The organism is Kitasatospora arboriphila (assembly GCF_039528095.1).
Lineage (GTDB): Bacteria > Actinomycetota > Actinomycetes > Streptomycetales > Streptomycetaceae > Kitasatospora > Kitasatospora arboriphila.
Map to the genome: position 1 here is coordinate 1 of NZ_BAAALD010000110.1, position 24,752 is coordinate 24,752.

Consider the following 24,752-nt stretch of genomic DNA (forward strand, 5'->3'; position numbering starts at 1 on the left):
CCCCCCCCCCCGCCACGACATGGGCCGCCGCCGGATCCGGCTTCGCACCGGACCTCACCACCTGCAGCTGCTCCTCCCGCAGGTCTCCGCCCAGGCGGGGATCGACCAGGGCCGACAGGTACGTCCCGTCGGACAGGACCTCCAGGACCGGCAGGGACAGCTGCGCCGGCACCCGCCAGCACTGCGCCGCCCCGGTCTGCGCCGCGGCGCCGAACGCGGCGAAGCCGTAGAGGTCCTGATCGGCCAGCAGCAGCCAGTCGGTGGAGATCGATGACAGCAGCGCGGCCGCCGTCGCCGTCCCGCTCCGGGTCCACGGCCCGACCTCGGCGTCGACGACGGCGTGCGATCCGCACTCGACGACGGCCACGACCCGGGCCCGGGGAGCGCCCGGGCGGGACGGGTCACCGTCGGCGCGGCCGAACTCGGCCCCGTTCTCGGCCGAGTCGGGGACGTCGAGCCCGAACCCGTGGAGGGCCATCAGCCGCCGACCGCCGAGCCGTGCGGCCGGGGTCGCAGGAGTGGCGACCGGCTCGGCCACCCGGTAGAAGGTCTCCCGCAGCACGTCCCGGCCCAGCCGCTCGCGTGCCTCGGCGATCCCCGACGGCGTCAACGGTTCCCACCCGGCGTCCCGGACCCCGAACTGCGGCAAGGCCGCGATGACCCGCTCCGCGACCTCTTCGGGCCCGCCCTCGGGGAAGAGGCACGACGCCATCGCCAGACAGGCCGTCAGATACGGCGGGAGTCCTCCGTCCGGGCCGCGGTCGGCCACCCCGCACACCTCCACGGCCTCGTCGACCAGCGCCTGCGGCACCGCCGCGAGCACCTCCGCCAACGAAACCCGCTCCTGCCTGCCCGAACCCACCCACCCCTGAACCATGCGCCAACCCTACGGCGTGTGGATCATCACCAGGGGCGCGTGGGGGCACCTCCCGGCCGAGCAGGGTGGCGGCGACGGTTGCGGGGGCGGCGGTGACAGGTGCGGGGGCGGCGGTGACAGGTGCGGGTGCAACAGGCACGGGGTCTCTCCCGTCGGTGCGGTGCGACAGGTATGACCCCAGCAACTGATCCCGTTGCAGACCATCCAGTCATGGATGGCTTCTCGGTGGACGGCTACTGGCGGGCCCGCCGGGCCGGCCGGGCGGACTCCACCGGCGCGGCCAGCTCCCCCTGGACCAACTGCTTGAGGCCGCGCAGCAGCGCCTCGCCGTCCGGGCCGGCGAGTGAGGCCAGCACCTCCCGGTGCACCCCGTCGACGATCTTCTGGCTCTCCTGCGCGATCTGCGCCCCCTTCTCGGTGACGGCGACGATCCGGGCGCGGCGGTCCCGGCTGGACGGCCGCCGCTCCGCCAGGCCGGCCTTCTCCAGCTCGTCCACGGTGACCACCATGGTGGTCTTGTCCATGTCGCCGATCTCGGCGAGCTGGATCTGCGTCCGCTCCTCCTCCAGCGCGTGCACCAGCACACAGTGCATCCGCGCGGTCAGGCCGATCTGCGCGAGCGCGGCCGCCATCCGGGTGCGCAGCACGTGGCTGGTGCGGTCCAACAGGAAGGAGAGGTCGGGTTCGGCCCGGGAGGTCGCCATCGCAGTCATGGCTCCAGCCTAGCCAGACCGGACCGAACCGGATCGTCCCGAACCGGATCGTCCGCGCCCGGGGCGGCTACCGCTCCCGGTCGCCGAGCAGGAAGGCCAGCACGGCTTCGGTGAACGCCTCCGGCGCGGCCGCGTGGACGAGGTGGCCGACGGGCACGGTGATCAGCCGGGCGCCGGGGACCCGCCGGGCCAGCTCGGCCAGGCCCTGCTGCGGAACGTGGCTGCTCGGTCCGCCGGCGATCACCAGGGTGTCGGCGGTGATCCGGGCGAGGCCGTCGAGCCAGGCCGGATCCGGGGAGTCGATCTGCCGGCGGAGGGCGAGCACCATGTCCCAGTCGAAGTCGAGCGGGCCGTCCGGCCGGGTCGGGACGGAGGGCACCCTCGGCAGCGGCGGCGGCGCGTCCTCCAGCACCAGGCGGCGGACGCGGTGGGGCTGCTGCTGGGCGAGCAGGTAGCCGACCACTCCGCCCATCGAGTGGCCGACCAGGTCGACCACGTCGAGGCCCAGGGTGTCGAGCAGGGCGAGCACGTCGTCGCGCATCGCCTCCAGCGAGTACTCCCCCGGCCACTCCGTCCGCCCGTGGCCGCGCAGGTCCGGCGCGTACACCCGGCGGTGCCGGGCGAGGGCGGGCGCGACCGCTCCCCAGTCGGGGCGGCGCTCGCCCAGGGCGTGCAGCAGCACCAGCGGCGGGGCGCCGGGCGCTCCCGACTCCCGGTAGGCGAGTCGGATGCCCCGGACGGCGGCGGTGCGCTCTACGGTCATGGGACGACCGTACGCGCCGCCCGGTGCCCGAGGGGACCGGATCGGGCCGGACGGTCCGTCAGCGCCGGTGCAGCCGTCCGCGGTTCCAGCAGCCCCCGGCGGGGCCGCCGGCCGGGGTGAACGACCGGCCCCCCGGGTCACCACCACCCGGTGGCCGTCCAGGGCGATGCGGTCGCCGGGCGCCGGGAAGAGCGGCCCGGCGGTGGCGAGGAGGCGGCCGTCGTCGGACTCGAGTCCGTCGACCGGCAGCGGTCTCGGCACGGGGGTGCCGCCGTCGGCGACCAGGTGCATACCGGGATCCTTGCGCCCGCGGGGCCGTCGGGGCGAGGGTTGTCCGGCGTCCGCGCCCCGGGCGACCGGCCGTGCACCGCCGACGGCGGCTCAGGCCCCGTGCGGGTAGTGGCAGGCGGCGACGTGGTCGACGCCGGGGGCGGCGGCGGTGTCGGGCGGGGTGTCCCGTTCGCAGCGGCCGCGCCGCTCCGCGTCCAGGGCGGCGTACACCGGGCAGCGGGAGCGGAAGCGGCAGCCCTCGTGCCGGACGGTCGGCGAGGGCGGGTCGCCGGCCAGCAGGAGTTTGCTGCGCCGGCGTTCCGCCGCCGGGTCGGGCAGCGGGACGGCCGACAGCAGGGCGCGGGTGTACGGGTGCCGCGGCCGTTCGAAGACCTCGGTGACGGCGCCCGTCTCGACGGTGCGGCCGAGGTACATGACGGCGACCCGGTCGGCGAGGTACCGGACGACGGACAGGTCGTGCGAGACGAAGAGGTAGGCGAGGCCGAGTTCGGCCTTGAGCTGCTGGAGCAGGTTGAGCACCCCGGCCTGGACGGAGACGTCGAGCGCGGAGACGGGTTCGTCCAGGACGAGCAGGTCGGGCCGGACGGCGAGGGCCCGGGCGATCGAGATCCGCTGTCGCTGGCCGCCGGAGAACTGGTGCGGGTAGCGGTCTGCGTGCTCCGGGTCGAGCCCGACCTGCCGCAGCAGCTCGGGGATCCGGCGGCGGACCTCCTCGCGCGGGGCGCGCTGGGCCTGCAGCGGTTCGGCGACGATGTCGCCGATCGGCATCCGGGGGTCGAGGCTCGCCGCCGGGTCCTGGAAGACGATCTGCACCCGGGCGCGCAGGCGGCGGGCGGCGGCCCGGTCGAGGGCTGCGGTGTCCTGGCCGAGGAGTTCGATCCGGCCGCCCTGCGGTGCGGCGAGGCGCAGCAGTTCGTAGAGGGTGGTGGACTTGCCGGAGCCGGACTCGCCGACCAGGCCGAGGGTTTCGCCGCGGCGGATGTCGAGGTCGACGCCGTCCACGGCGTGGATGTCGCCGATCCGGCGCTTGAGGACGGCGCCCTTGAGCCGGGGGAAGCTCTTGGTGAGGCCGCGGACGGCGAGCACGGTGTCCCGTTCGGCGCGCGGCGGCAGCGCACGGGCGGGGGCGGGGACGGCGGGCACCGGGTAGACCTCGGCGGGTGCGGGTCGGCGGGCGGCGAGTTCGTCGGCGCGGACGCAGGCCGCGAGGTGGCCGGACGCCCGGTCGTGGGTGCCGTCGGAGCCGGTGTCGAGGGCGGGTTCGGCGGTCCGGCAGCGGTCCTCGGCGAGCGGGCAGCGGGGGGCGAACGGGCAGCCGCGGCCGAGTTCGCCGGGTGCGGGCGGGCGGCCGGGGATCGGCACCAGGGGACCGCCGCGGCCGTCGAGGCGGGGCACCGCGCCGATCAGGCCGAGGGTGTAGGGGTGTCGGGGTGCGGCGAACAGTTCGTCGACCGGGGCGGTCTCGGCGATCCGTCCGGCGTACATGACGGCGACCCGGTCGGCGCTGCCGGCGATGACACCGAGGTCGTGGCTGACCAGGACGAGGGCGGCGCCGGTCTCCCGCTGGGCGGTGCGCAGCACGTCGAGGACCTGGGCCTGGATGGTGACGTCGAGGGCGGTGGTGGGTTCGTCGGCGAGCAGCACGTCCGGGTCGTTGGCGATCGCCATGGCGATCATGGCGCGTTGCCGCATGCCGCCGGAGAACTCGTGCGGGAAGCTGTCGAGGGCGCGGTCGGGGGCGGGGATACCGACGAGGTCGAGCAGGTCGGCGGCGCGTTTGCGGGCGGTGGCGCGGTCGACGTCCTGGTGGATGCGGACGGCTTCGGCGATCTGGTCGCCGATCCGGTAGACGGGGGTGAAGGCGGAGAGCGGGTCCTGGAAGACCATGGCGATGCGGCGGCCGCGGACGGCGGCGAGTTCGCGTGCGGGCAGGCCGACGAGTTCGCGTCCGTCGAGCCGGACGGAGCCGCCGACCCGGGCGGTGCCGGGCAGCAGGCCGAGCACGGCGAGCGCGGTGACGGACTTGCCGGAGCCGGACTCGCCGACGATGCCGAGGGTTTCGCCGCGGTGCAGGTCGAGGTCGACGCCGCGGACGGCGGGGGCCGTACCGAAGTCGACGGTGAGGTCCCGGACGGTGAGCAGGGCGGGGGTCACGGGGTGCTCCGGCGGGTTCGGGCGGCGGGCGTGCCGGGGTCGTCGTCGGTGGGCCCGTCGGCCGGGGTTCCCCCGACGGGCGTGCGGGCGGCGCGGGCGAGCCGGGCGGAGCGGCGTCCGGCCTCGGCGGTGGGGTCGAGGGCGTCGCGCAGACCGTCGCCGACCAGGTTGACGGCGAGGACGAACAGCACGAGGAGGGCGGCGGCGAAGTAGAACAGCCAAGGGAAGACGGGGGCGTCGGCGGTGCCGGCCGCGAGCAGGGTGCCGAGCGAGACGTCGGGGGCGCGGACGCCGAAGCCGAAGTAGGAGAGCGCGGCCTCGCTCATCACGGCGCCGCCGACGGCGATGGTGGCGTCGATGATCAGGAAGGAGGAGACGTTGGGCAGCACGTGCCGCCAGATGATGCGGAACGCTCCGACGCCCATGAACCGTGCGGCGGCGACGAATTCGCGTTCGCGCAGCGACCTGGTCATGGAGCGGACCACCCGGGCGGTGATCATCCAGTTGAACAGGGCGAGCAGCAGGACGAAGGCGAGCCAGCCGGTGCCGCGCAGCCGCGGCGAGACGATGGCGATGACCAGGAAGCCGGGGAAGATCAGCATCAGGTCGACGAGGAACATCAGCAGCCGGTCGGTCCAGCCGCCGAAGTAGCCCGCGCAGGCGCCGACCAGAGAGGCGAGGCCGGTGGAGAGCACGGCCACGAGCAGGCCGATGACCAGGGACTTCTGCAGGCCGCGGACGGTCTGTGCGAAGACGTCCTGGCCGATGCCGTTGGTGCCGAACCAGTGCTCGGAGGACGGCGGGCGGCGGATCTGGCCGTAGTTGGGGGTGGCGTAGTCCCAGGGCGTCAGGTGCGGGCCGAGGAAGGCGAGCAGGAAGAGCAGCAGCAGGACGGCGGCTCCGACGACGACGCCCCTGGAGGCGGCGAGGCGGCCGGCGACCAGGCGCAGCCGGCCGGCGGGGGCGCGGTCCTCGGTGGGCGCGGGGGCGGCGGTCTCGGGCAGGGCGGTGGCGGTCATCAGTACCTCACCCGGGGGTCGAGCGCGGCGTGCAGCACGTCGGCGAGGAAGCCCGCGGCGAGCACGACGACGGCGGCGAACAGGTTGACCGCGACGACGGCGTTGATGTCCTGTTCGTTGACGGCCTGGATGAACCATTCGCCCATGCCGTGCCAGCCGAAGATGGTCTCGGTGAAGGCGGCTCCGGTGAAGATGCCGAGGAAGCTGTAGGCGAACATCGTCGACATCGGGATGACGGCGGTGCGCAGGCCGTGCTTGAGCAGGGCGCGGTTGCGGGTGAGCCCCTTGGCCTCGGCGGTGCGCAGGTAGTCGGAGCCGAGCACGTCGAGCATGGTGGAGCGCTGGTAGCGGCTGTAGACGGCGAGGCCGCCGAGGGCGAGCGAGAGCGTGGGCAGCAGCAGGTGCAGGCCCCAGTCGGCGAGGTGGGCGCCGAGTCCGCCGGCGAGGTTGGGCGTCTCGTAGCCGGTGAAGGGGACCACCTCGTGGCCGGCGGCGTCCTTGGCGGCGATGGCGCCGTTCTTGAGGAGCAGCGCGACGAGGAAGACCGGGGTCGAGAGCAGCACGAAGGAGAGCAGCGTGAGCGCCCGGTCGGAGAGCCGGTACTGGCGGACGGCGCTCCAGGCGCCGCCGGCGACGCCGAGCAGCATGCCGAGCAGGCTGCCGATCAGCAGGAGGCGCAGCGAGACCCAGATCCGGCGGCCGAACTCCTCGTTGACCGGGGTGTTGTGGATGGTGCGGCCGAGGTCGGCGCGGAGCAGCAGGCCGTCGGCCCAGGTGGCGAAGCGTTCGACGACCGGGGTGCGGTCGTTGATGTTGAGCGCGGTGAGCTGGCGGTCGACGGCGGCCGCGGAGGGTCTGGGCTGCTTGGCCTCGAAGTAGGCGCGGGGGCCGAGGGCGGCGCAGGAGAGGGCGTAGGCGAGGAAGACGGCGGCGACCAGGAGGACGGCGTAGTAGCCGAGCCGTTTCGCGAGGTAGCGGGTCACGGCGTACCGCCGGTGCGGTTCGCACACCTGGAGAACATGGTCGTTCGCCTTCGTTCGGAGGGTTTTTGACGCAGTTTCGCGCAGCAGTTGTACGGCACCCCGGACGGTCCGTCCAGGGCCTGCTGCACGGCGCGGTCCGGCCGGGTCGGCGAACGCGCTGGTCACAGTCGATCAGACGGGTGCGGACAGCATGTTGCCACCGGATTGCGCCCCGTTTCGTTTCGATCAGTTCTGCGCATGACCCCCTGTCGTCGGAGCTGATGGGCTGTTACGTTCTGCCTGCCGGCACCGACTTGGCTGCCCACGTTCAAGTGCCGCCACACCTGGCGGCCGCCCACGACTCTTCGAGACCCCCGAGGACTTCCCGATGGACGCATCGCTCGCCACCCGCAGACTCGGCCGGGCCGCCGCCGCGGCACTCGCCGTGGCGCTGGCCGCCACGGCCTGCAGCAGCCAGGCCGACGGCACGGCGGACGACGCGGCCAAGACGGTGGTGCCGACGGTGGGCGCCGAGGACAACAACCCGCAGCCGCTGGACCGGATCAAGGACGGCGGCGAGCTGCGCGAGCCGCTCCAGCAGTGGATCACCCAGTGGAACCCGTACCAGGTCGACGGCACCTACGGCGACGCGGTCGAGATCATGGGCTACCTGGAGGCGAAGCTCTTCCGCTCGGACGCCAAGGGCGTCTACCAGCCGGTGCCCGAGTACCTGGTGTCGGCCGAGGTCACCTCCACCTCGCCGCAGGTGGTGACCTACCGGCTCAACCCGAAGGCGGCCTGGTCGGACGGGAAGCCGATCGGCTACCAGGACTTCAAGGCCGTCTGGCAGGCCTCCAACGGCAAGGACCCGGCCTACAACCTCGCCGACTCCTCCGGCTACGAGCAGATATCCGCCGTCGAGCAGGGGGCCTCCCCCGGCGAGGTCAAGGTCACCTTCGCCCAGCCGTACGCCGACTGGCAGAGCCTGTTCAACCCGCTGCTGCCGGCGGCGGGGATCTCCACGCCGAAGGAGTTCAACGAGGGCTGGATCGAGAAGGTCCCGGTCTACGGCGGCCCGTTCGTGCTGCAGAACGCCGACAAGACCGCGCAGACCATCACCCTGGCGCCCAACCCGAAGTGGTGGGGGCCGAAGCCCAAGCTGGACCGGATCACCTACCGGGTGATGGACTCCGCCGCCATCACCCAGGCCTTCCTCAACAACGAGGTGGACTACGCCTCGGCCGGCACCGCCACCGCGTACGGCCAGCTCAAGGACGCCAAGGACGCGGCGATCCGCACCGGCACGCCCTGGGACGAGGTGCACATCTCCTTCGGCGGGAACGGCGCGCTCGCCGACCAGAAGGTCCGTCAGGCGCTCGGCCGGGCGCTGGACCGCGCCTCACTGATCAAGATCGCCAACAAGGGCGTGCCGGTGGAGTTCAAGCCGCTGGACAGCCACCTGTTCATGACCAACCAGAGCGGCTACCGGGCCAACGCCGGCGACTGGGTGAAGTACGACCCGGCGGTGGCCGGCAAGCTGCTCGACGAGGCCGGCTGGAAGGACGCCGGCGGCACCCGCGGCAAGGACGGGCACCCGCTGGAGCTGCACTACGTGATGAGCGACGGATCCACCCAGGCACAGGCGGACCTGGCGGCCGCGGTGCAGAGCATGCTGCAGCAGGTCGGGGTCAAGCTGTCGATCGACAAGGTGCCGAGCAAGGAGTACTTCTCGAAGTACATCAACCAGGGCCGGTTCGACCTCGCGAGCTGGCGCAACACCGGCTCGTTCCCGCTCTCCAGGACGGTGCCGATCTACCGTGCGCCGCAGGGCGACAACGTGTTCGGCAACTACTCCAAGCTGAGCACGCCCGAGATCGACTCGCTGCTGCGCAAGGCCGCGGCGACCCTCGACCCGGCACAGGCCGCCGACCTCTACAACCAGGCGGACGTCCGGATCTGGGAGCTCGGCCACACCGTCGAGCTGTACCAGCGGCCGAGCATCGTCGCCGTCCGCAAGGGCCTCGCCAACTTCGGCGCGGGCAGCCTCGCCGACACCGTCATCACCTCGGTCGGCTGGCAGAAGTAGCCGCCGCGCCCCGGGTACCGCCGCCGTCCCCACATCCCCCGAGCGGGGGCGGCGGCCCTCCCGGCCCTCCCGGGCAGCGGGTCAGAGCCCGCGGACGGCCTCGCGGCGGCGGCGCTTGCCGAGGGCGGCCTGCGAGAGGTCCTCGGCCTGCGAGCGGAGGTTCTTGAAGCCGTAGCCGTGCCCGGTCAGCCAGGCCGCGGCCGCGGTCTCGGCCCGCTCGGTGGCGTCGAGGATGTCCTCCTCGGCCTCGCCGCCGTCCGCGAAGCGGAAGGTGAAGGCCGTGCGGGCGGCGATGTCGTAGCTCAGGTGCCCTTCGGGGGTGAAGGCCGCGCGCAGCACGTCGTGCTCGGCGGCGTTCGCGAGGAGTTCGGCGCGCTGCGCCTCGTCGAGGCCGTCGAAGACGCCTCGGACGGTGATTCGGAAGTCGCGGGTACTCACCCCGCCGACCCTAGGCGGCGGCCGGCGATCGGTGCACCCCCTTTTCCGCGGGGCCGGCCGCCGCGCACAGCACGACCGGGCCCGTGCTGTCGTGACACCCGCCCCCGGACTGCGCGGTTCTCCCCGGCCCTCGGCCGGGAGGTGCCCCCACGCGCCCCTGGACCGACGGCCCGGGTCCGCTCCGAGGACGACTCCTACGAACGGGCGGCGAGGGCCTGGGCGACCGTCTCACGGGTGAGGAAGACCAGCTGGGCGCGCTTGTGGGGCAGGTCGATCTGCGGGCCGAGCTCGAAGCCGGTGCGCAGCGTGCGGGCTATCGACTTCTCGTTGAGGGCGTCGGGTTCGGCGACGATGCGGAGCCGGGAGGGGTCGGCGAAGACGAAGCCGAGCAGGGCGGTGATCAGGCCCGCGGTGAAGCCGGGGGCGGGCTCGCCGTCGGCGGGCGCGAGGAGCAGGTGGACGCCGAAGTCGCCCGGCCGGACGGGGTAGCACTCGCCGACTGGGTCGTGTTCGGGCTGGTAGGTCTGGAAGAGGGCGACGGGCGTGCCGTCCCGCTCCACGATGTAGGCGTGGTGGGTGTCGAGCGAGTCCACGTAGGCGTAGATCCGGCGGACCGTCTCGCGGGTGTGGCCGACCATGCCCCAGAAGCGCGCTCTCTCCTCGTTCACCCAGCCGTGCACCAGGGCGGCGTCGCCGGACGGGTCCAGCGGGCGGACGGCGACCGTCCCGAAGCCGGGCACGGTCTGCTCGTGGACGGCGGCGGGGGCGGTCTCCCGGACGGCGGTCGGGGCGGTGGTGGTCATGGTCTCTCCTCCGGTGGCACGGGTTCGGGTCGGCGATGGCGTGACGGTGGCATGGCGGTGGCAGTGCCGTGACGGTGGCAGTGCCGTGACGGTGGGGGGGGGCGGGGGCGGCCGGGGGGGGGGGGGGGGGGCCCCCCCCCCCCCCCCCCCGGCGCGCCGGGGCCGCCCCCTCGCCGGCGCCACGGGTCGTCAGGGCCGCCAGTAGCCGAGGGCGTTGACGCGCTGCTTCGGCAGGGCCAGGTCCTTGCGGGCGAACTGGGTGAGGGCGCGGGTGGTCGCGGTGTCGCAGGCGATCCACACGTAGGCGCCGGCGGGGTCGGTGAGCAGCGCCGGCAGCGCCTCCCGGACCTCGGCGACGAGGTGGGCGCCGGCGTCGCGGCGGGGCAGCCGGCGGACGGTGTGCCGCTCGGGGTCGGCGCGCAGCGGCAGGTCCTCGTCCGAGTCGTGCCGGCTCTCCAGCCAGACCGTGGCCGGCACCTCGGGCAGGGCGGTGAGCAGCGAGTTGACGGCGGGGACGGAGGCCGAGTCGCCGACGACGAACAGCTGCCGGGGCAGCGGGTCGGGCGCGGTGAAGGCGGAGCCCTGGACGGTGGCCTGGACGGTGTCGCCGGGTGCGGCCTTCCGCGCCCAGTCGCTGGCGCAGCCGTCGTGCAGCGCGAATTCGAGGCTGAACGTTCCTCCGGCGGCGTCGGGGTCGACGAGGGTGTAGGCGCGCTGGTGCGGCCGCCCCGCGTCGTCGAACCAGATGCGCACCCACATCGTCGGGTGGACGCCGGTCGCGGCGAGCATCCCGCCGTCGGTGAACCGCACCCGCCGGTAGTGGTCGGTGACCTCCTCGACCGCGGTCACCGTGAACTCGAAGTCCTTGCCCCGCATCAGTTTGAGGACGACGCCCTCCCAGCCGTGCCCCATGGCACCCTCCCGCCACAAGAATTTAGGTAAGGCTAACCTAGCTCACGGCGGGAGGGCTTCGACAGCCGGGGATCCGGGTCAGCGGCGGGCGCCGCCGGGGCCGCGGTCGTCCTCGGCGCCGTCGGCGGGCGGGGCGGCCTCCGCCTCCCCGGTGGCGCGGGCGAGCCGGCACAGGTCGGGGAGGAGCGCGGCGAGCCCCGCCGCGTACCGCTCCGTCCCGGGACCGCCGGGCAGCGGGTGGTACAGGAAGCACGCCTCGTTGCGCTGGAGGCTGACCGCGGGCGCACCCAGGGCGGCGAGGCGGTCGATCAGGTCGCTGCGCACCAGGGGCTCGGCGATCGCCTCCGTGCCGGTCGCCGACATCGGGACGTAGAGCCCCGGCTGGACGACCGGGAGCCCCAGGGCGGCCGCGCTCCAGGCCCGTTCGAGCCGGATCATCGGCACGTGCTCCGGGAGTTCGTAGCGGAACAGCAGCCAGTGCAGGCCCCGGCGCTGCTCCAGGCGCACGAACCGGGCGACGGTGACCTCGCGCCCGTCCGGACCCGGGCCGGTGACGGTGGTGCCGCGCGGGACGTCCAGCCAGGGGTAGTGCGGGACGTACTCGTTCCAGGACTCACCGGGTGCCATCGTCCGCCATCCGGGGCTGCCGCCGAGGAGCCGCATCAGCCGATCGGCGGCCTTCGCCCGCCGCAGGGTGCCGACCTCCCGGGTCAGCCCGAACGCGACGGGCGCCAGCAGCAGGGCGAAGAAGAAGATCCAAGCGGCCATACCGTCCCCCTCATGACCACGCCCCACGACCCCCGCGGGACGGCCCACCCGAACGCACGCGGCAGGCACCGTCTCTGACGCGCACTCGGCGCCGACGGGTTCCGCGGATCGCCCGGGGAGTGGCTCGCCCCCGGCGTCCGCTCAGGGACGGGCCGGGGCGGCGGGGGCCAGGATCATGGCGACCAGGTGGTCGAGGGCGGCCGCCGCGTCCGGGTCGCCGGGCCGCGCCTCGGGGGCGGTCTCCGGGGCGGTGCGGCGCAGTTCCAGCCAGCCGAGGTAGGCGGCGTAGGCGGCCAGGGAACGGTGCCTGGCGCTCTGCGGGTCGTGCCCGATGCCGGTGAACACCTCGGCGAGGAAGGCCAGCCGGGTGCGGGTGACCCGGGTGACCACGGCGGCGACGGCCGGGTGGGCGGTCTGGGCGACGAGGGCGGGCTCGAGTCCGGCGATCTTCTCGCTGCCGAGGGCCTCGGCGAACAGCACCCTGGCACGCACCCAGGGGTCGGGCTCGGCGCGGACGGCCTCGACGAGCTCGGTGGTGGTGCGCCGTTCCCAGGTCTCCAGGGCGGCGACGAGCAGCGCCTCCCGGTTGTCGAAGTGCCAGTAGAAGCTGCCCCGGGTGACGCCCAGCTCCTTGGCGAGCACGTCCACCGCCACGGCGGCGACCCCGCCGTGGGCGAGGGCGCGCAGCGCCGCCATCGTCCAGTCGTCCTTGCTGACTCTCCCCTTGGCCATGTTCCATACAGTACTGTACGGAACATCCGTACAGTGGTGTACGGATCCGATGTCGACGAGTACGGGGGTGGCGCGGTGAACGCCAGGGAATGGCTGCTCGGTGCGGTGCAGGGTGAGCGGGCTCCGGCCGGCCCGGGGGGTCGCGCGGCCGCGGCCGCCGCGGCGGCGGGGCTGGGCGCGGCGGCGGCGCTGCACGCGGTGTGGGCGTTCTCGCCCTGGCCGCTGGAGTCGCGGGCCGAGTTCGCGACCGTCGTGGTGGGGGTGGACGAGTCGCGGCTGCCGTCCGGGCCGGCGACGGTCGCGGTCGCGGGCCTGCTGGGTGCGGCGGCCTGGCTGGTCGTCACCGCCGCCCGGCCCCGGAGCCCGCTGGGCGCGTCCCGGCTGGTGCGCTCGGGCGTGTGGACGGTCTCCGGGGTGCTCGCGCTGCGCGGCGCCGGCGGGCTGGTGGTCTCCGGGCTGGGTCTCGGCGACGCGCCGGCCGAGTTCCGGCACTGGGACCTGTCGCTCTACTCGCCGCTCTGCGTCACCCTGGGCGCACTGACCGGCTACCTCGCGGTGCGCACCCGGCCCCGGGGCCGCCGGTGAGCCTGAGCGCGAGGCTCGGCAGCACGCTGACGGTCCGGCAGGTCGTCCTCGCCGGGGGCGCGACACGCAGAGTTCGCCGGCCCGCAGCGGCAGGATGATCCCGTAGGACAGCCCGGGAACGTACGATCAGCCAATGGCTGACATGACGGAAACCAATCCGGGGTGGCTCGCGCCCGAGGAGCTGGAGACGGCCCGCGCCCGGCTGCCGATCCTCTACGTCGAGGCGGTGCCCGTGCGCGTCGACGACACCGGCGAAGTCACCGAGATCGGGCTGCTGTTGCGCATCGGGCCGGACGGCACGGTCAGCCGGACGCTGGTCTCCGGACGCGTCCTGCACCACGAGCGTGTCCGGGACGCGCTGCTGCGGCACCTGGAGAAGGACCTCGGGCCGGTGGCCCTGCCCAGGATCCCCGCCTCGCTGCAGCCGTTCACCGTCGCCGAGTACTTCCCGACGCAGGGGGTGACCTCCTTCCACGACCCGCGGCAGCACGCCGTCGCACTCGCGTACGTCGTGCCGGTGGCCGGCGACTGCAGGCCGCGTCAGGACGCGCTCGACCTGGTGTGGTTCAGCCCGCAGGAGGCCGCCTCGGATCTGGTGCTGCAGGAGATGCCCGGCGGGCAGGGAGTGCTGCTCAAGCGGGCGCTGGCCCATCTCGGCTGCCTGACCTGAGCCCGCGCGCCCGGCCCGGCACCGCCCTCCGGCCGGGCGCGGTCGGCGTGTCCGTGGCCGGAACGGGCCGCCCGCGCTGCGAGGATGCGGGTGGGCGCGGTCCCGCGCCCCGATCCGGGAGCGAGGACGGCGCATGGGCAGCGGGGTCGGCGGCATCAGCGGGGCGCACGTCATCCTGTACAGCCAGGACGCCGAGGCCGACCGGGCCTTCGTCCGGGACGTCCTCGGGTTCCCCGGGGTCGACGCGGGCGGCGGCTGGCTGATCTTCGGACTGCCGCCGGCCGAGCTCGCCGTCCACCCACCGAGGGCGGGGCCTCGCACGAGCTGTACCTGATGTGCGAGGACCTCGACGCTCTGCTCGGCGAACTCCGCGCCCGCGGTGTCGGGATCGCCCGCGAGCCGAGTGACCGGGGCTGGGGCCGGCTCGCCGCGATCCGCCTCCCGAGCGGTGCGGAACTCGCGGTGTACGAGCCGCGGCATCCCACGGCCCACGGTCGCTGAGCCGCCTCCTCCCGGCGCCACGGGACGGCGGGAATCCTGCCGCACGGCCGCCGGCGGGAGCGCTGCCGCGCCGGCGGACGGCAGGCGTCCCGCCGCGGTGCCGGTCTCAGTCGCCCGGGTGGGCCATGGAGTCGATGGCCACGGCCGCCGCCAGGACGGTGGTGTGGTCGGCGTCCGGGCCGATGTCCACGGCGTAGGTGTCGCGGACCCGGAACCACTTCTTCGAGACCTCGGCGATCTTGTAGCCGTCGCGCTCGATGGTGTACTCGTGGTCGACCACGTTGCCGTCCACGGTGAGGTCGTCGCCGTCCTCCTGCTTGATCGTCCACCGGTCGCGGACGGGGCTGATCACGGCCTTCTTGACGACGGCGACCCGGTGCCCCTCGGCGTCGTCGATCGCCATCGAGTCCTTGATCCGCAGCGGCCGGCTCTGCACGGTCGCCACCCGGTGGCCCTGCCCGTCCTCCAGGTGGAAGGTACGGCGGGCGCGGAGCGCCTTGCCGTCGACCTTGTAGACGTGGTCACCGGACTCGTCGTCGATCCAGTAGTCGTCGCCGATCGACACCATCTTCTGCTGCATGCGGTACCGGGTCACGCCGTCGCCGTGGTCGAAGGCGCGGTTGGCCTCCCGGCGTTCCCGTCGTTCCTGGAACATCGTGCCGTCCTTTCGGGCCCCGCCGCCGGGCGCGGCGGCGGGCGAGGATCCGTCCTTCAAGTATGGGACGGCCACCGCGCGGTGCCACCGGCGAAGGGTGCGGCGCCCCGGACGACGGGGGTCGTCCGGGGCGCCGGGGCGCGGGGCGGTCGGCGGCAGCGGGTCGTGAAGCCGCCGGCGGCGAGGCCCTGGCAGAAGGAGGTGCGGGCGTCGGTGTAGCGGGAGAGGCGGCCGTCGACGAACCAGGCGGAGTCGGGCGGGAAGTCGAAGGTGCCGTCGGGCACGGCGTCCCAGCCGTAGCGGAAGTCGAGGTCGATGTAGGTGACGGCGGTGAGGACCCGGGAGAGGTCGTGGCTGCCGGACTGGTTGGGGATCGGGCCGTTCTAGTTCAGCAGGCCGAAGAGGCGCTTGACCCACAGGTTGCCGCGGACGGGCTCCAGGCCGTCGGTGGCGCCGTTGTCGGCGGTGAAGTTCATCATGCCGCCTCGGAGACGATCATCGTCTTGCCGTGGTCCCTGGCGAACTTCATCATGCCGAGCACGTTGCCGTCGTAGTCCAGTTCTGCCAGACGGCGGCCGGGTTGCCCCAGCCGTCGGTGCCGATGTACGGGTTGCGGCACTGCAGGGCGGCGGTGTCGTAATTGGTCGGCGGGGTGCCGTTCCACAGGTAGCCGCGGTCGTGGATCGGCAGGCAGGGCTCGTGCGCGAAGACCGACACGCCGATCCGGTCGACCTGCCCGTCGCCGGGGTAGAGCTGTGCGTACTCGCCGCGCACCGGGTGGTAGACGTAGCCGACGTCGGCCTGGCGCCTCCGGCCGTCGACCAGCGAGCGGATCCGGGCGAAGGCGCCCTTGTACGAGGAGCAGCTCGCGTCGGTGCAGTGGTAGGCGCTGGACACCTCGTAGTCGATGCGGAGCAGGAAGGTCGCCGCCGGGTAGCGGTTGACGAAGTCGATCAGGGTGGTGAAGCGGTCGGCGTACTGGCCGTCGGCGAGTTCCTGGGTGACGGCGCGGGAGCGGGCGGCCCGGTCGCCGCCGGTGTAGCCGGGCGGGTTGTCCTTCCAGCTGATGCCGATCCGGATGGTGGGGCCCTGGGAGGCGAGGAAGGTCGCGTAGTCGCGGTGAGCGGTGGAGACCCAGGTGCCGGAGGCGAGTTCGTAGTAGACGGAGCCGCCGGCGGGGGCGTCGGTGAAGCCGGCGAGGTCGTCCCAGGCGGCCGGGTGGACTGGCCGGCCAGCAGGATCCGCTGCGGCGGGGCGGCGGCGGACGCGGCCGTGGCCGTGGCCGTGGCCGTGGTGGCGGCGGTGGCGGTCTGCGGCAGGGCGCCGATCAGCAGGGCGAGCAGGAGCAGGGGCAGCAGGAGCGGGGTGGTGGACCGGTGCGGGGTGGGGGCACGGGTGTCTCCGGTGCGGGTGGGGCCGGGCCGGGACGCCGGCGCGTCCGGGCCCGGCGGTCAGAGGTCGGGATCCGTGGCATCGGGTGGGGGTGAATGCCGACCGGAATGGCGGCGACGGTCGAATACCGGCGTCAACCGTCGGACGAACATTCGTGGATCGATGCAGGTGAATGGGCCGGGAGCGAAACCCCGGACGGCCATCTGCGCTGGCCGGCCGTGCTGTTGCGATCGATCCGGGAACGAAACATCGGGCGAAACTCATGGCCGGCTTCCGCCCTCGGCCGGGGGCGGCCGAAACCGGGCGCCCGGAATCGGACACGTTCGCGGAAGTTCTCCGGGTACGTACTCCCGGCGATGGTCGGCGTGCTATCGGTTGACCTAGGCAACCGTTCCCGCTGCCGTTGGAGGCGCGATGCAGGTGACCGTCGATCAGGACCGCTGCTGCGGCTCGGGCCAGTGCGTGCTGACCGCGCCCGGGGTCTTCGACCAGTCCGACGAGGACGGGCTCGTCCGGCTGCTCCGCCCCGGGCCGGCCGAGGAGCAGCACGCCGCCGTCCGGCTCGCCGCCGCGCTCTGCCCCGGAAGTGCCATCACCGTGCTCGACACCGCGCTCGACGAGTGACCACCCACCCCCACGCGGAAGGACCGGCATGACCACCACCCCGACCGAATCCGCCCGTTCCACCCCCGACACGCGCTCCGCCCGGCCGGCGCTGCCCGCCGACCGGGGCGGCTGCCCGTTCGCCCCGCCGCCCGCCTACCGGGAGGCCCACCGCACCGCCCCCGTCACCCGCGCCGGACTGTGGGACGGTTCCGACTGCTGGCTGGTCACCGGTCACGCCGAGGTCCGTACGGTGCTCTCGGACAACCGCTTCTCGGCCGACGCCCGGCACCCGGGCTTCCCGTTCCTCTCCCCCGGCCGGCGCGAGCTGGTGAACCGGGCCACCCCGTCGTTCCTGCGCCTCGACGGCGCCGAGCACGCCCGCCAACGGCGCATGCTCACCGGCGACTTCATCGTCAAGCGGGTCGAGGCGATGCGCCCGCGGATCCAGCGGATCGTCGACGACGCGCTGGACCGGATGATCGCCGGGGGCTCCCCCGCAGATCTGGTCGCCGCGTTCGCGCTGCCCGTGCCCTCGCTGGTCATCTGCGACCTGCTCGGCGTGCCCTACGAGGACCACGGCTTCTTCCAGGGCCGTAGCGGCGTCCTGCTGGACATCGCCGCCCCCGCCGAGCGCGTCGGTACCGCGCAGCGCGAACTCACCGACTACCTCACCGAACTGACCGGCCGCAAGCGGCGCGAGCCCGACGACAGCCTGCTCGGCAGGCTCGCCGCCCGCCCCGACGTCTCCCCCGAGGAGGCGGCGGCGACCGGCCTGCTGCTGCTGGTCGCCGGCCACGAGACGACGGCCAACATGACGGCGCTCGGCACCCTCGCCCTGCTGCGCCACCCGGAGCAGGCGGCCCGGCTGCAGGCCGAACCGGCCCTGGTCAAGGGGGCGGTCGAGGAGCTGCTGCGCTGGCTGAGCGTGGTCCACCTCGGCATCCCGCGGGTGGCGGTCGAGGACGTCGACCTGGGCGGCACCCTCGTCCGGGCCGGCGAGGGCGTGCTCTGCATGATCTCGACCGCCAACCGGGACGCGGCGGTATTCCCCGACGGCGACCGCCTCGACCTGGACCGGGACGCCCGCCGGCACTTCGCGTTCGGCTTCGGCGTCCACCAGTGCCTGGGGCAGCCGCTGGCCCGGGCGGAGCTGCAGATCGCCCTGGAGACGCTGTTCCGCCGCCTGCCGGGGCTGCGGCTGGCCGTGCCGTACGAGTCGGTCCGCTACCGCGCCGACATGGTGGTGTACGGGGTGCACGAGCTGCCGGTCGCCTGGTAGCCGTCCCGCCGGGCAGGACTCAGGCGGTGGCGGCGGCGGTCAGGTGGGCGGCGAGGGTGTCGGCCGCGGCGTCGTCCAGGGGTGCGTGGCCGACCAGCAGCCGGTACCAGAGGAAGCCGTAGCCGAGTTCGACCAGCACCTCCGGGTCGGCGCCGGGACGCAGCACCCCGCGGGCGGCGGCGCGGGCGAAGAGTTCGCCGAGGGCGGCGCGGCGGCGGGCGGTGAAGTCCCGGAGCACCTCCGCCACGGCCGGCTCGCACTGCGCGCCGGAGACGACCTCGCCGAGCAGGCGCACCATGCCCGGGTCCTGGAGGGCCTGGAAGCTGGCCCGGAAGAAGGCGGCGAGGTCGTCGCGGAGGTCGCCGGTGTCGGGCAGGCCGACGGCGGCGGTCGCGCTGTCGGCCATCGCCTCGGCCACCACGGCGCCCTTGGTGGGCCACCAGCGGTAGACGGTCTGCTTGCCGACCCCGGCCGCGCGGGCGATCCGGTCGATCGTCAGTTCCCGGCCCGGCTCGCGCAGCAGTTGCATGGTCGCGGTCAGGACGGCCTCGCGCGCGGCTTCGTTGCGGCGGCGGCCGGTGTGCGGGCGGGCGGCGGCGGGGCCGGGGTCTTCCATGGACGGGACTCTACACCGGAAAAGGCATTGACGAGACGATCAGTCTCGGCAAATATTTGTCGAGACGGATCGTCTCTACAACTTTCCAGGAGTCCCCGTGCCCCTCTCCCCGTCCTCGCCGTACCCGTCCTTCGCCGGCCTGCGGATCGTCGTCATGGGCGGCAGCAGCGGCATCGGCGAGGCCGCCGCCCGGGCCTTCGCGGCCGCCGGGGCCGATGTGGTGATCACCGGCCGGTCCAAGGCCCGGCTCGACGCGGCGGCCGAGCGGATCGGCCACCCGGTCACCGCCGTCGAGGCCGACGCCACCTCGGCCGGGTCGATCGCCGCCTGCTTCGAGGCGGTCGGCCGCCTCGACCACCCGGTGCTCGCCCTGAGCTCGGGCGCCGTCGGCCTCGGCCCGTTCGCCGAACTCGCCGAGGCCGACCTGCGGACGGCCTTCGACGGCAAGCTCTTCGCGCACTTCGCCGTGCTGCGGGCGGCCCTGCCGCGGCTGCGCGAGGACGGCTCGGTCACCTTCGTCACCGCCGCCTCGGCCCGGGCCGCGCTACCCGGGTCGTCCGGACTCGCCGCGGTCAACGGCGCGCTGGAGGCCGCCGTCCCGCCGCTCGCCGCCGAACTGGCGCCGCTGCGGATCAACGCCGTCTCCCCCGGCGTCGTCGACACCGCCTGGTGGTCCGGCATGCCGGACGCCGACCGGGCCGCGTTCTTCGCCGGCGTCGCCGCGGCCCTGCCGGTCGGCCGGGTCGGCACCCCCGAGGACGTCGCCCAGGCCATCGCCTACCTCGCGGGCAACGGCTTCACCACCGGCACCGTCCTCGACTGCGCCGGCGGTGCGACGCTCGCCACCGGCCGCTGACCGTCCGCCCCGGGCGGCCGCCGGCTCCGGAATTCAACTGGTCCAACCAGTTGACCAGTGGTCGGGGCGGGTGCATGCTGACGGCCATGACGGAGCGGATCATCCGGCGGGAAGCGGTCTCGGACCAGCTGTTCTCGCTGCTGGAGGAGCGGATTCTGAACGGCGTGCTGCCGCCCGGCGGCGCGCTGACGGCCGAGCGGGAGCTGGCGGCGGAGTTCGGGGTCAATCGGCACGCGGTGCGCGAGGCGGTCAAGCGCCTGCAGCAGGCCCGGCTGGTGGAGGTGAGCCAGGGCGGGCGCACCCGCGTCCTGGACTGGCGCGCCTCGGCCGGACTGGACCTGGTGCTGCAGGCGTCCGCCGGGTCCCGGGTGCCGCCCGCACTCGCCGGCCTGCAACGCGACGCCCTGGAGATGCGGGCCTGCATCGGCGCGGACGCCGCCCGGCTGTGCGCCGAACGCTGCTCGCTCGACCAGGCGGCGGAGATCACCGCGGCGGCGGCCGCCTTCGGGCGGATCGGTCCGGACCTGGCCGCGCTGGGCGCCGCGGACATCGCCTGGTGGCGGCTGATCGTCACCGGCTCCGGCAACCTCGCCTACCTGCTGGCGTTCAACAGCCTGGTGGGCGGCGCGCTGCCGGTCGGCGAAGTGCCCCCGGCGCACCGCGCCGACGAGCTGCTGGACGTGACGGCCCATCTGCGTCTCGCCGAGCTGATCGCCGCCGGTGACGCCCCGGCCGCCGAACGGGCGGCCCGGGAGCTGCTCTCGCGCGCCGTGCCGTCCCCCGCCGCGGAGCCGGCGCCGTCCGCCGCGGCAGGACGGGAGGCGGCCGGATGATCCCCGCAGTGGTGTACGCGATACCCGCGTTCGTGCTGCTGGTCGCCGTCGAGGCGCTGTCGTACCGCTTCCTGCCCGACGACGAGGAGTACGGCTACGAGGTCCGCGACACCGCCACCTCGCTGTCGATGGGCGCCGGCAGCCAGGTGGTCGGCCTACCGTGGAAGGTCTTCGCCGTCCTGGCGTACGCCGGGGTGTACACCCTCGCGCCCTGGCACCTCTCCCCCTCGTCGGCCTGGACCTGGCTGCTCCTCCTCTTCGCCGACGACCTGGCGTACTACGCCTTCCACCGGGCGCACCACCGGGTGCGGGTGCTGTGGGCGAGCCACGTGGTGCACCACTCCAGCGTCCGGTACAACCTGTCGACGGCGCTGCGGCAGAGCTGGACGCCGATGACCTCGCTGCCGTTCTGGCTGCCGCTGGCGGCGCTCGGCCTCCCGCCGTGGATGATCCTGCTGCAGCAGTCGATCAGCCTGATCTACCAGTTCTTCCTGCACACCGAGCGGGTGGACCGGCTCTGGCGGCCCGTCGAGCTGGTCTTCAACACCCCGTCGCACCACCGGGTGCACCACGGCTCCAACCAGGTGTACCTGGACCGCAACTACGGCGGCATCCTGATCGTCTGGGACCGGCTGTTCGGCAGCTTCGAGCCGGAGGGCGAGCGGGTGGTCTACGGACTGACGAAGAACATCACCACCCACAACCCGCTCCGGGTGGCCTTCCACGAGTACGCGGCCGTCTGGCGGGACGTCAGGGCGGCGGCCCGCTGGCGGGATCGCGCCGGCCACCTCTTCGGCCCGCCCGGCTGGTCCCCGAAGCCCGAGACCTGAGCGGCCACCGCGGCGAGCGGTGCCGCGCAGGCGAGGGCGCGGCGACTGCCGCGGGCCGCGATTGGCCCAGGATCACGGCACTGAATTGCCCCGTGCCGGCGGGCCTTTTCCTCGGTACAGTGATCATCATGACGACGGATCAGAACACCGGCACCGCCCGCGACATGCTCGAACCCGTGCTCACCCGGTGCGCCGAGGCCGAGACCTGCGCGGACCCGAGCAGCGTGATGACGCTGCTCGCCGACTCCTCCCACACCGGGGGCGGGTTCACCAGCTACCGCTCCAGCTTCGCCAAGGGGGCGGCGGGCGCACCGGCGCACTTCCACACCAAGGCGTGGGAGCTCTTCTTCGTGATCAGCGGGTCCCTCCAGGTGCTGGTCGGCGAGGAGGTGAGCGTCCTCGGCGCGGGCGACTTCCTCGCGGTGCCGCCGCACACCCCGCACGCCTTCGCCGCGGCCCCCGGCGAGGAGGCGGACGTGCTGTTCGTGTTCACCCCGGGCATGGGGCGCTTCGACTACCTGCGGCTGCTCGGCCGGGTGATGCGCGGCGAGGCGGACCCGGCCGAGATCGCGGCCTCCTCGGAGCAGTACGACAACCACTACGTGGACAGCCCGGTCTGGCGTGCGGCCCTGGAGCGGTCGGCATGATCGAGCCCTCCGTCCGCATCCGGATCGCCCGCCCGTCCCTCGACCTCGCCGCCGCCGAGCGGTTCTGGGTCGGCGGGCTCGGCATGGCCGTGCTGTGGCGCACCACGGAGCACGTGGCGGGCGAGCACGACCTGCTCATGGTCGGCCTGCCCGGCGCCGACTGGCACCTGGAGCTCACCCGCGACCCCGATCGGCCGGTCGCGCCCGTGCCGACCGCCGACGACCTGCTCGTCCTCTACCTCGGCATCCCGGTGGACGAGGCCCTGGTCGACCGGCTGACCGCCCACGGCGGCACCCGGGTCCCGGCACACAACCCGTACTGGGACGAGCACGGGGTGACGGTCGCCGATCCGGACGGCTACCGCCTCGTGCTGTGCACCCGCACCTGGACGGTCTGACGCCCGCGGATCCGACGGGCGCCCGATCCGGGGGCGCGGCCGCCGGGGAGGGCCACCGGGCGCGGTGGGCGAATGCGGCCACCGGGCGCGGCCACCGGGCGCGACGGCCCGGGTGCACGGAGGGCGACCGTCGGCAGCGCCGGTGCGGGTGGCGGTCGCCACTGCGCGTCACCGTCGGCAGCGCCCGAGCGGCGGTGGTCCCCGCCGTCGGCCGGCACGCCACGGGCTCAGGGGGCCGGATCCACCGCGGGGCTGACGCTCGGTGACCTCGGCCGCGGAATCCGGAGTGGCGGACGGTGACCTGGTTGCCCGGCCCCGGCCGGGCGCTCAGGATGGAGGGAGGACCGGTCGTCCATCCCCTCCGGCCGGCCCCCGGACGTCGGCCGCACGCGGCCCGTCACCGGGCCTCCGGAGGGCATCGGCCGGCAGGCGCGGACCGCCCGGAGGGCGCAGCCATGTGCGAGGAATCCGTTGTGCCCGCGGCCGGGACGGAGGCCGTCCCCGCCGCGTGCCCCGCCGCCGCGCCGCCGGGCGGGGACGCCCGGCACCGCCGGGGCCTGCTGACGCCGGTGGCACCGGCCCGGCGGTTCGGTGCCGAGGAGGCCGGGCCGGGGCTGACCGCGGCCGACCGCGACCGGGCGGCCGAACTCGCCCTCGCCGACCCGGAGGTGCGGCGCAGCATCGAGGGCGGCCGGTACCGGGTGCTGGGGGTGCACACCACGGCGGCCGGGCGGCACCGGGGGGATCCGCTGGTCGTCGTCTACAACTACACGGACGGCGTGGCGGTGGAGGCCACCGTCGGCCTCGCCGCGGGACGGGTGCTGGAGGTGGCGACCGGCCGCCGGCCGCCGGCCCTGGCGGAGGCGGAGCAGCGCCTGGCCCGGGACCTCGTCCGCGACAGCCGGCTGCTGGCGGCCGCCGGGGTGGACATCGACGCCGGTGCCGGCCGGGTGCTGGCGGAGGTCGACCTGCACAGCCCGCGCTACCGGCACCGGCTGGTGGACCTGCGGTTCGGTCCGGCCGACCGGCGGCTGCCGTCGGCCTTCGCGATCGTCGACCTGTCGGACGAGAGCGTCCTCACCACCGGCCTGGTCTCCTCGCGCGGCGGGTGACGGCCGCAGCGGGTGACGGCCACGACGGGTGACGGCCGCAGCGGGTGACGGCCCGGCCGGGCTGCACCGGGAGCGGAGTCGTCCTCGCCGGCTCAGTGGGCGGACCCGTCCGCGGCGGTGCGGTGGGGCCGCGCACGGACGTGCATCCGCTCGCCCTGCCGGCCGAGGATGCTGAGGAGTTCGACCGGGTGCTCGCCGGTGCTGCCGAACCAGTGCGGCAGCCGGGTGTCGAACTCGGCGGCCTCCCCGGTGCCGAGGACGGTGTCGCGGTCCCCGATCACCAGGCGCAGCCGTCCGGAGAGCACGTACAGCCACTCGTAGCCCTCGTGGACGCGCAGTTCCGGTTCGCTCTGGGCGGCGGGCACGATCACCTTCCAGGCCTGCAGCGAGCCGGGCTGCCGGGTGAGCGGCAGCACCGTCCGGCCGTTGACCTGACGGGGTCTGAGCCGGACCCGGGGGTCGCCGGTCTCCGGGGCGCCGACCAGCTCGTCCAGGGCCACGCGGTGGGCCTGGGCGATCGGCAGCAGTAGTTCCAGGCTGGGCCGGCGCTGCCCGGACTCCAGGCGGGACAGCGTGCTCTTGGAGATGCCGGTGGCCTCGGCCAGGCCGGCGAGGGAGATGCCGCGCCGGGTGCGCAGGAGTCTGAGCCGGGGGCCGACCTCGGCGAGGGCGGCGGCGACGGCCGGGGTGTGGTCCATGGGGCCATTCCACCGCGGACGTCCCGGAAACGGCAACGATCGTTGCCGGTCCGGCACGGTCGGCGCCAGTCTCGGCCGCATGGACGAACACGAGCACGGCATCGGGAACCCCGGCGGACCCGCCGGAACGGACGCGGACTTCGGACGGGAGGCGTGGGAGGAGCGGTACCGCACCCGCACCTCGCTCTGGAGCGGACTCCCCAATCCGCAACTGGTCGCCGAGGCCACCGGGCTGGCCCCCGCGCGGGCGCTGGACGCCGGCTGCGGCGAGGGCGCCGACGCGCTCTGGCTCGCCGGCCGAGGCTGGCGGGTCACCGCCACGGACCTCGCCGCCACCGCACTGGAGCGGGCCGCCGCCCGGGCCGCGGCCGCCGGCCCGCAGGTCGCCGACCGAATCACCTGGATCCGCGCCGACCTCGGCGAACGGCCGCCCGCGGGCGGGGGGTTCGACCTGGTCACCGCGCAGTACCTGCACGTGCCGGCCGCGGCCCGGCCGGCCCTGTTCGCGGGTCTCGCCGCCGCGGTGGCGCCCGGCGGGGCGCTGCTGGTCACCGGT

General features: G+C 74.5%; 30 protein-coding genes. 14 read left to right on the forward strand and 16 right to left on the reverse strand.

What is annotated here, in order from left to right:
* The 6 genes from ABD353_RS34245 to ABD353_RS34270 form a co-directional block, all read right to left on the reverse strand.
* On the reverse strand, positions 1 to 823 hold an 823-nt coding region (locus ABD353_RS34245; RefSeq protein WP_344627633.1), incomplete at its 3' end, for a transposase domain-containing protein.
* A 287-nt stretch (positions 824 to 1,110) separates the two neighbouring features.
* Positions 1,111 to 1,590 carry a MarR family winged helix-turn-helix transcriptional regulator gene (locus ABD353_RS34250; RefSeq protein ID WP_344627606.1) on the reverse strand — a complete coding sequence of 160 codons (480 nt, stop codon included), beginning with the start codon at positions 1,588 to 1,590 and terminating at the stop codon, positions 1,111 to 1,113.
* Positions 1,591 to 1,657: 67 nt separating this feature from the next.
* The gene (locus ABD353_RS34255) at positions 1,658 to 2,353 is read right to left on the reverse strand and encodes an alpha/beta fold hydrolase (RefSeq protein ID WP_344627607.1); all 696 of its coding nucleotides are present in this window, start codon (positions 2,351 to 2,353) and stop codon (positions 1,658 to 1,660) included.
* 381 nt (positions 2,354 to 2,734) lie between these two features.
* Positions 2,735 to 4,798 carry an ABC transporter ATP-binding protein gene (locus tag ABD353_RS34260; RefSeq protein ID WP_344627608.1) on the reverse strand — a complete coding sequence of 688 codons (2,064 nt, stop codon included), beginning with the start codon at positions 4,796 to 4,798 and terminating at the stop codon, positions 2,735 to 2,737.
* Positions 4,795 to 5,817, reverse strand: a complete 1,023-nt coding sequence (locus ABD353_RS34265; RefSeq protein ID WP_344627609.1) for an ABC transporter permease — start codon at positions 5,815 to 5,817, stop codon at positions 4,795 to 4,797. The genes ABD353_RS34260 and ABD353_RS34265 overlap by 4 nt, the downstream gene beginning before the upstream one ends.
* Positions 5,817 to 6,800, reverse strand: a complete 984-nt coding sequence (locus tag ABD353_RS34270; protein WP_344627634.1) for an ABC transporter permease — start codon at positions 6,798 to 6,800, stop codon at positions 5,817 to 5,819. The genes ABD353_RS34265 and ABD353_RS34270 overlap by 1 nt, the downstream gene beginning before the upstream one ends.
* A 367-nt stretch (positions 6,801 to 7,167) precedes the next feature.
* Between ABD353_RS34270 and ABD353_RS34275 the strand changes: the two genes are divergently transcribed.
* Complete coding sequence (locus tag ABD353_RS34275; RefSeq protein WP_344627610.1) at positions 7,168 to 8,865, forward strand: ABC transporter family substrate-binding protein; 1,698 nt, start codon at positions 7,168 to 7,170, stop codon at positions 8,863 to 8,865.
* An 81-nt stretch (positions 8,866 to 8,946) separates the two neighbouring features.
* Here the strand turns inward: ABD353_RS34275 and ABD353_RS34280 are convergent, their stop codons facing one another.
* The 5 genes from ABD353_RS34280 to ABD353_RS34300 form a co-directional block, all read right to left on the reverse strand.
* Positions 8,947 to 9,303, reverse strand: a complete 357-nt coding sequence (locus ABD353_RS34280; protein ID WP_344627611.1) for a DUF6204 family protein — start codon at positions 9,301 to 9,303, stop codon at positions 8,947 to 8,949.
* 194 nt (positions 9,304 to 9,497) lie between these two features.
* Entirely contained in the window at positions 9,498 to 10,106 is a 609-nt protein-coding gene (locus ABD353_RS34285) for a GNAT family N-acetyltransferase (RefSeq protein WP_344627612.1), read from the reverse strand.
* A gap of 189 nt (positions 10,107 to 10,295) precedes the next feature.
* On the reverse strand, positions 10,296 to 11,018 hold the full coding sequence (locus ABD353_RS34290) for a siderophore-interacting protein (RefSeq protein ID WP_344627613.1): 723 nt from the start codon (positions 11,016 to 11,018) through the stop codon (positions 10,296 to 10,298).
* A gap of 78 nt (positions 11,019 to 11,096) precedes the next feature.
* Positions 11,097 to 11,786, reverse strand: coding sequence for a hypothetical protein (locus ABD353_RS34295; protein ID WP_344627614.1), 690 nt, complete (start codon positions 11,784 to 11,786; stop codon positions 11,097 to 11,099).
* A 141-nt stretch (positions 11,787 to 11,927) separates the two neighbouring features.
* On the reverse strand, positions 11,928 to 12,518 hold the full coding sequence (locus ABD353_RS34300) for a TetR/AcrR family transcriptional regulator (RefSeq protein ID WP_344627615.1): 591 nt from the start codon (positions 12,516 to 12,518) through the stop codon (positions 11,928 to 11,930).
* A gap of 36 nt (positions 12,519 to 12,554) precedes the next feature.
* Between ABD353_RS34300 and ABD353_RS34305 the strand changes: the two genes are divergently transcribed.
* From ABD353_RS34305 to ABD353_RS34320, 4 genes are all read left to right on the forward strand, one after another.
* Complete coding sequence (locus ABD353_RS34305; protein ID WP_344627616.1) at positions 12,555 to 13,103, forward strand: DUF3995 domain-containing protein; 549 nt, start codon at positions 12,555 to 12,557, stop codon at positions 13,101 to 13,103.
* 142 nt (positions 13,104 to 13,245) lie between these two features.
* Entirely contained in the window at positions 13,246 to 13,773 is a 528-nt protein-coding gene (locus tag ABD353_RS34310) for an NUDIX hydrolase family protein (protein WP_344627635.1), read from the forward strand.
* 133 nt (positions 13,774 to 13,906) lie between these two features.
* Complete coding sequence (locus tag ABD353_RS34315) at positions 13,907 to 14,107, forward strand: hypothetical protein (protein ID WP_344627617.1); 201 nt, start codon at positions 13,907 to 13,909, stop codon at positions 14,105 to 14,107.
* Positions 14,107 to 14,274, forward strand: coding sequence for a VOC family protein (locus ABD353_RS34320; RefSeq protein WP_344627618.1), 168 nt, complete (start codon positions 14,107 to 14,109; stop codon positions 14,272 to 14,274). Before ABD353_RS34315 ends, ABD353_RS34320 begins: the two co-directional genes overlap by 1 nt.
* Positions 14,275 to 14,380: 106 nt before the next feature.
* Here ABD353_RS34320 and ABD353_RS34325 read toward each other — a convergent pair whose 3' ends face one another.
* From ABD353_RS34325 to ABD353_RS34335, 3 genes are all read right to left on the reverse strand, one after another.
* On the reverse strand, positions 14,381 to 14,929 hold the full coding sequence (locus ABD353_RS34325; RefSeq protein ID WP_344627619.1) for an LURP-one-related/scramblase family protein: 549 nt from the start codon (positions 14,927 to 14,929) through the stop codon (positions 14,381 to 14,383).
* A gap of 56 nt (positions 14,930 to 14,985) precedes the next feature.
* Positions 14,986 to 15,213 (reverse strand): hypothetical protein, encoded by a 228-nt coding sequence (locus tag ABD353_RS34330; protein ID WP_344627620.1) that lies wholly within the window; start codon positions 15,211 to 15,213, stop codon positions 14,986 to 14,988.
* Positions 15,214 to 15,457: 244 nt separating this feature from the next.
* The gene (locus ABD353_RS34335; protein ID WP_344627621.1) at positions 15,458 to 16,585 is read right to left on the reverse strand and encodes a hypothetical protein; all 1,128 of its coding nucleotides are present in this window, start codon (positions 16,583 to 16,585) and stop codon (positions 15,458 to 15,460) included.
* A gap of 150 nt (positions 16,586 to 16,735) precedes the next feature.
* Here ABD353_RS34335 and ABD353_RS34340 point away from each other — a divergent pair, with 150 nt between their 5' ends.
* Together ABD353_RS34340 and ABD353_RS34345 are read left to right on the forward strand one after the other, a co-directional pair.
* Positions 16,736 to 16,945 carry a ferredoxin gene (locus ABD353_RS34340; RefSeq protein WP_344627622.1) on the forward strand — a complete coding sequence of 70 codons (210 nt, stop codon included), beginning with the start codon at positions 16,736 to 16,738 and terminating at the stop codon, positions 16,943 to 16,945.
* Positions 16,946 to 16,973: 28 nt separating this feature from the next.
* Positions 16,974 to 18,206: a cytochrome P450 gene (locus ABD353_RS34345; RefSeq protein ID WP_344627623.1), complete on the forward strand. Its 1,233-nt coding sequence runs from the start codon at positions 16,974 to 16,976 to the stop codon at positions 18,204 to 18,206.
* A gap of 19 nt (positions 18,207 to 18,225) precedes the next feature.
* Here the strand turns inward: ABD353_RS34345 and ABD353_RS34350 are convergent, their stop codons facing one another.
* Positions 18,226 to 18,822, reverse strand: coding sequence for a TetR/AcrR family transcriptional regulator (locus ABD353_RS34350; protein WP_344627624.1), 597 nt, complete (start codon positions 18,820 to 18,822; stop codon positions 18,226 to 18,228).
* 97 nt (positions 18,823 to 18,919) lie between these two features.
* On the opposite strand from ABD353_RS34350, the gene ABD353_RS34355 reads away from it, so the two are divergent.
* The 6 genes from ABD353_RS34355 (at position 18,920) to ABD353_RS34380 (ending at position 23,498) form a co-directional block, all read left to right on the forward strand.
* Positions 18,920 to 19,678 (forward strand): SDR family oxidoreductase, encoded by a 759-nt coding sequence (locus ABD353_RS34355; protein WP_344627625.1) that lies wholly within the window; start codon positions 18,920 to 18,922, stop codon positions 19,676 to 19,678.
* An 86-nt stretch (positions 19,679 to 19,764) separates the two neighbouring features.
* Positions 19,765 to 20,511, forward strand: coding sequence for a FadR/GntR family transcriptional regulator (locus tag ABD353_RS34360; RefSeq protein ID WP_344627626.1), 747 nt, complete (start codon positions 19,765 to 19,767; stop codon positions 20,509 to 20,511).
* Positions 20,508 to 21,341, forward strand: a complete 834-nt coding sequence (locus tag ABD353_RS34365) for a sterol desaturase family protein (protein WP_344627627.1) — start codon at positions 20,508 to 20,510, stop codon at positions 21,339 to 21,341. Before ABD353_RS34360 ends, ABD353_RS34365 begins: the two co-directional genes overlap by 4 nt.
* Before the next feature lie 128 nt (positions 21,342 to 21,469).
* Positions 21,470 to 21,988: a cupin domain-containing protein gene (locus ABD353_RS34370; protein ID WP_344627628.1), complete on the forward strand. Its 519-nt coding sequence runs from the start codon at positions 21,470 to 21,472 to the stop codon at positions 21,986 to 21,988.
* The gene (locus tag ABD353_RS34375; RefSeq protein ID WP_344627629.1) at positions 21,985 to 22,386 is read left to right on the forward strand and encodes a VOC family protein; all 402 of its coding nucleotides are present in this window, start codon (positions 21,985 to 21,987) and stop codon (positions 22,384 to 22,386) included. The genes ABD353_RS34370 and ABD353_RS34375 overlap by 4 nt, the downstream gene beginning before the upstream one ends.
* Before the next feature lie 455 nt (positions 22,387 to 22,841).
* A complete protein-coding gene (locus ABD353_RS34380) occupies positions 22,842 to 23,498 on the forward strand; it encodes a hypothetical protein (RefSeq protein ID WP_344627630.1) in 657 nt (218 codons plus the stop codon).
* 92 nt (positions 23,499 to 23,590) lie between these two features.
* Here the strand turns inward: ABD353_RS34380 and ABD353_RS34385 are convergent, their stop codons facing one another.
* The gene (locus ABD353_RS34385; protein WP_344627631.1) at positions 23,591 to 24,196 is read right to left on the reverse strand and encodes a helix-turn-helix domain-containing protein; all 606 of its coding nucleotides are present in this window, start codon (positions 24,194 to 24,196) and stop codon (positions 23,591 to 23,593) included.
* Positions 24,197 to 24,275: 79 nt separating this feature from the next.
* Between ABD353_RS34385 and ABD353_RS34390 the strand changes: the two genes are divergently transcribed.
* A partial coding sequence (locus tag ABD353_RS34390; RefSeq protein WP_344627632.1) for a class I SAM-dependent methyltransferase occupies positions 24,276 to 24,752 on the forward strand: 477 nt, incomplete at its 3' end.

Bases quoted from the DNA above. Each gene is read 5' to 3' on its own strand.
- ABD353_RS34320 (WP_344627618.1), top strand. From the start codon at position 14,107: ATGTGCGAGGACCTCGACGCTCTGCTCGGCGAACTCCGCGCCCGCGGT.
- ABD353_RS34385 (WP_344627631.1), bottom strand. From the start codon at position 24,196: ATGGACCACACCCCGGCCGTCGCCGCCGCCCTCGCCGAGGTCGGCCCC.
- ABD353_RS34345 (WP_344627623.1), top strand. From the start codon at position 16,974: ATGACCACCACCCCGACCGAATCCGCCCGTTCCACCCCCGACACGCGC.
- ABD353_RS34310 (WP_344627635.1), top strand. From the start codon at position 13,246: ATGACGGAAACCAATCCGGGGTGGCTCGCGCCCGAGGAGCTGGAGACG.
- ABD353_RS34255 (WP_344627607.1), bottom strand. From the start codon at position 2,353: ATGACCGTAGAGCGCACCGCCGCCGTCCGGGGCATCCGACTCGCCTAC.
- ABD353_RS34250 (WP_344627606.1), bottom strand. From the start codon at position 1,590: ATGACTGCGATGGCGACCTCCCGGGCCGAACCCGACCTCTCCTTCCTG.
- ABD353_RS34325 (WP_344627619.1), bottom strand. From the start codon at position 14,929: ATGTTCCAGGAACGACGGGAACGCCGGGAGGCCAACCGCGCCTTCGAC.
- ABD353_RS34365 (WP_344627627.1), top strand. From the start codon at position 20,508: ATGATCCCCGCAGTGGTGTACGCGATACCCGCGTTCGTGCTGCTGGTC.
- ABD353_RS34370 (WP_344627628.1), top strand. From the start codon at position 21,470: ATGACGACGGATCAGAACACCGGCACCGCCCGCGACATGCTCGAACCC.
- ABD353_RS34350 (WP_344627624.1), bottom strand. From the start codon at position 18,822: ATGGAAGACCCCGGCCCCGCCGCCGCCCGCCCGCACACCGGCCGCCGC.
- ABD353_RS34295 (WP_344627614.1), bottom strand. From the start codon at position 11,786: ATGGCCGCTTGGATCTTCTTCTTCGCCCTGCTGCTGGCGCCCGTCGCG.
- ABD353_RS34360 (WP_344627626.1), top strand. From the start codon at position 19,765: ATGACGGAGCGGATCATCCGGCGGGAAGCGGTCTCGGACCAGCTGTTC.
- ABD353_RS34375 (WP_344627629.1), top strand. From the start codon at position 21,985: ATGATCGAGCCCTCCGTCCGCATCCGGATCGCCCGCCCGTCCCTCGAC.
- ABD353_RS34275 (WP_344627610.1), top strand. From the start codon at position 7,168: ATGGACGCATCGCTCGCCACCCGCAGACTCGGCCGGGCCGCCGCCGCG.
- ABD353_RS34380 (WP_344627630.1), top strand. From the start codon at position 22,842: ATGTGCGAGGAATCCGTTGTGCCCGCGGCCGGGACGGAGGCCGTCCCC.
- ABD353_RS34340 (WP_344627622.1), top strand. From the start codon at position 16,736: ATGCAGGTGACCGTCGATCAGGACCGCTGCTGCGGCTCGGGCCAGTGC.
- ABD353_RS34285 (WP_344627612.1), bottom strand. From the start codon at position 10,106: ATGACCACCACCGCCCCGACCGCCGTCCGGGAGACCGCCCCCGCCGCC.
- ABD353_RS34290 (WP_344627613.1), bottom strand. From the start codon at position 11,018: ATGGGGCACGGCTGGGAGGGCGTCGTCCTCAAACTGATGCGGGGCAAG.
- ABD353_RS34315 (WP_344627617.1), top strand. From the start codon at position 13,907: ATGGGCAGCGGGGTCGGCGGCATCAGCGGGGCGCACGTCATCCTGTAC.
- ABD353_RS34335 (WP_344627621.1), bottom strand. From the start codon at position 16,585: ATGAGTTTCGCCCGATGTTTCGTTCCCGGATCGATCGCAACAGCACGG.
- ABD353_RS34300 (WP_344627615.1), bottom strand. From the start codon at position 12,518: ATGGCCAAGGGGAGAGTCAGCAAGGACGACTGGACGATGGCGGCGCTG.
- ABD353_RS34265 (WP_344627609.1), bottom strand. From the start codon at position 5,817: ATGACCGCCACCGCCCTGCCCGAGACCGCCGCCCCCGCGCCCACCGAG.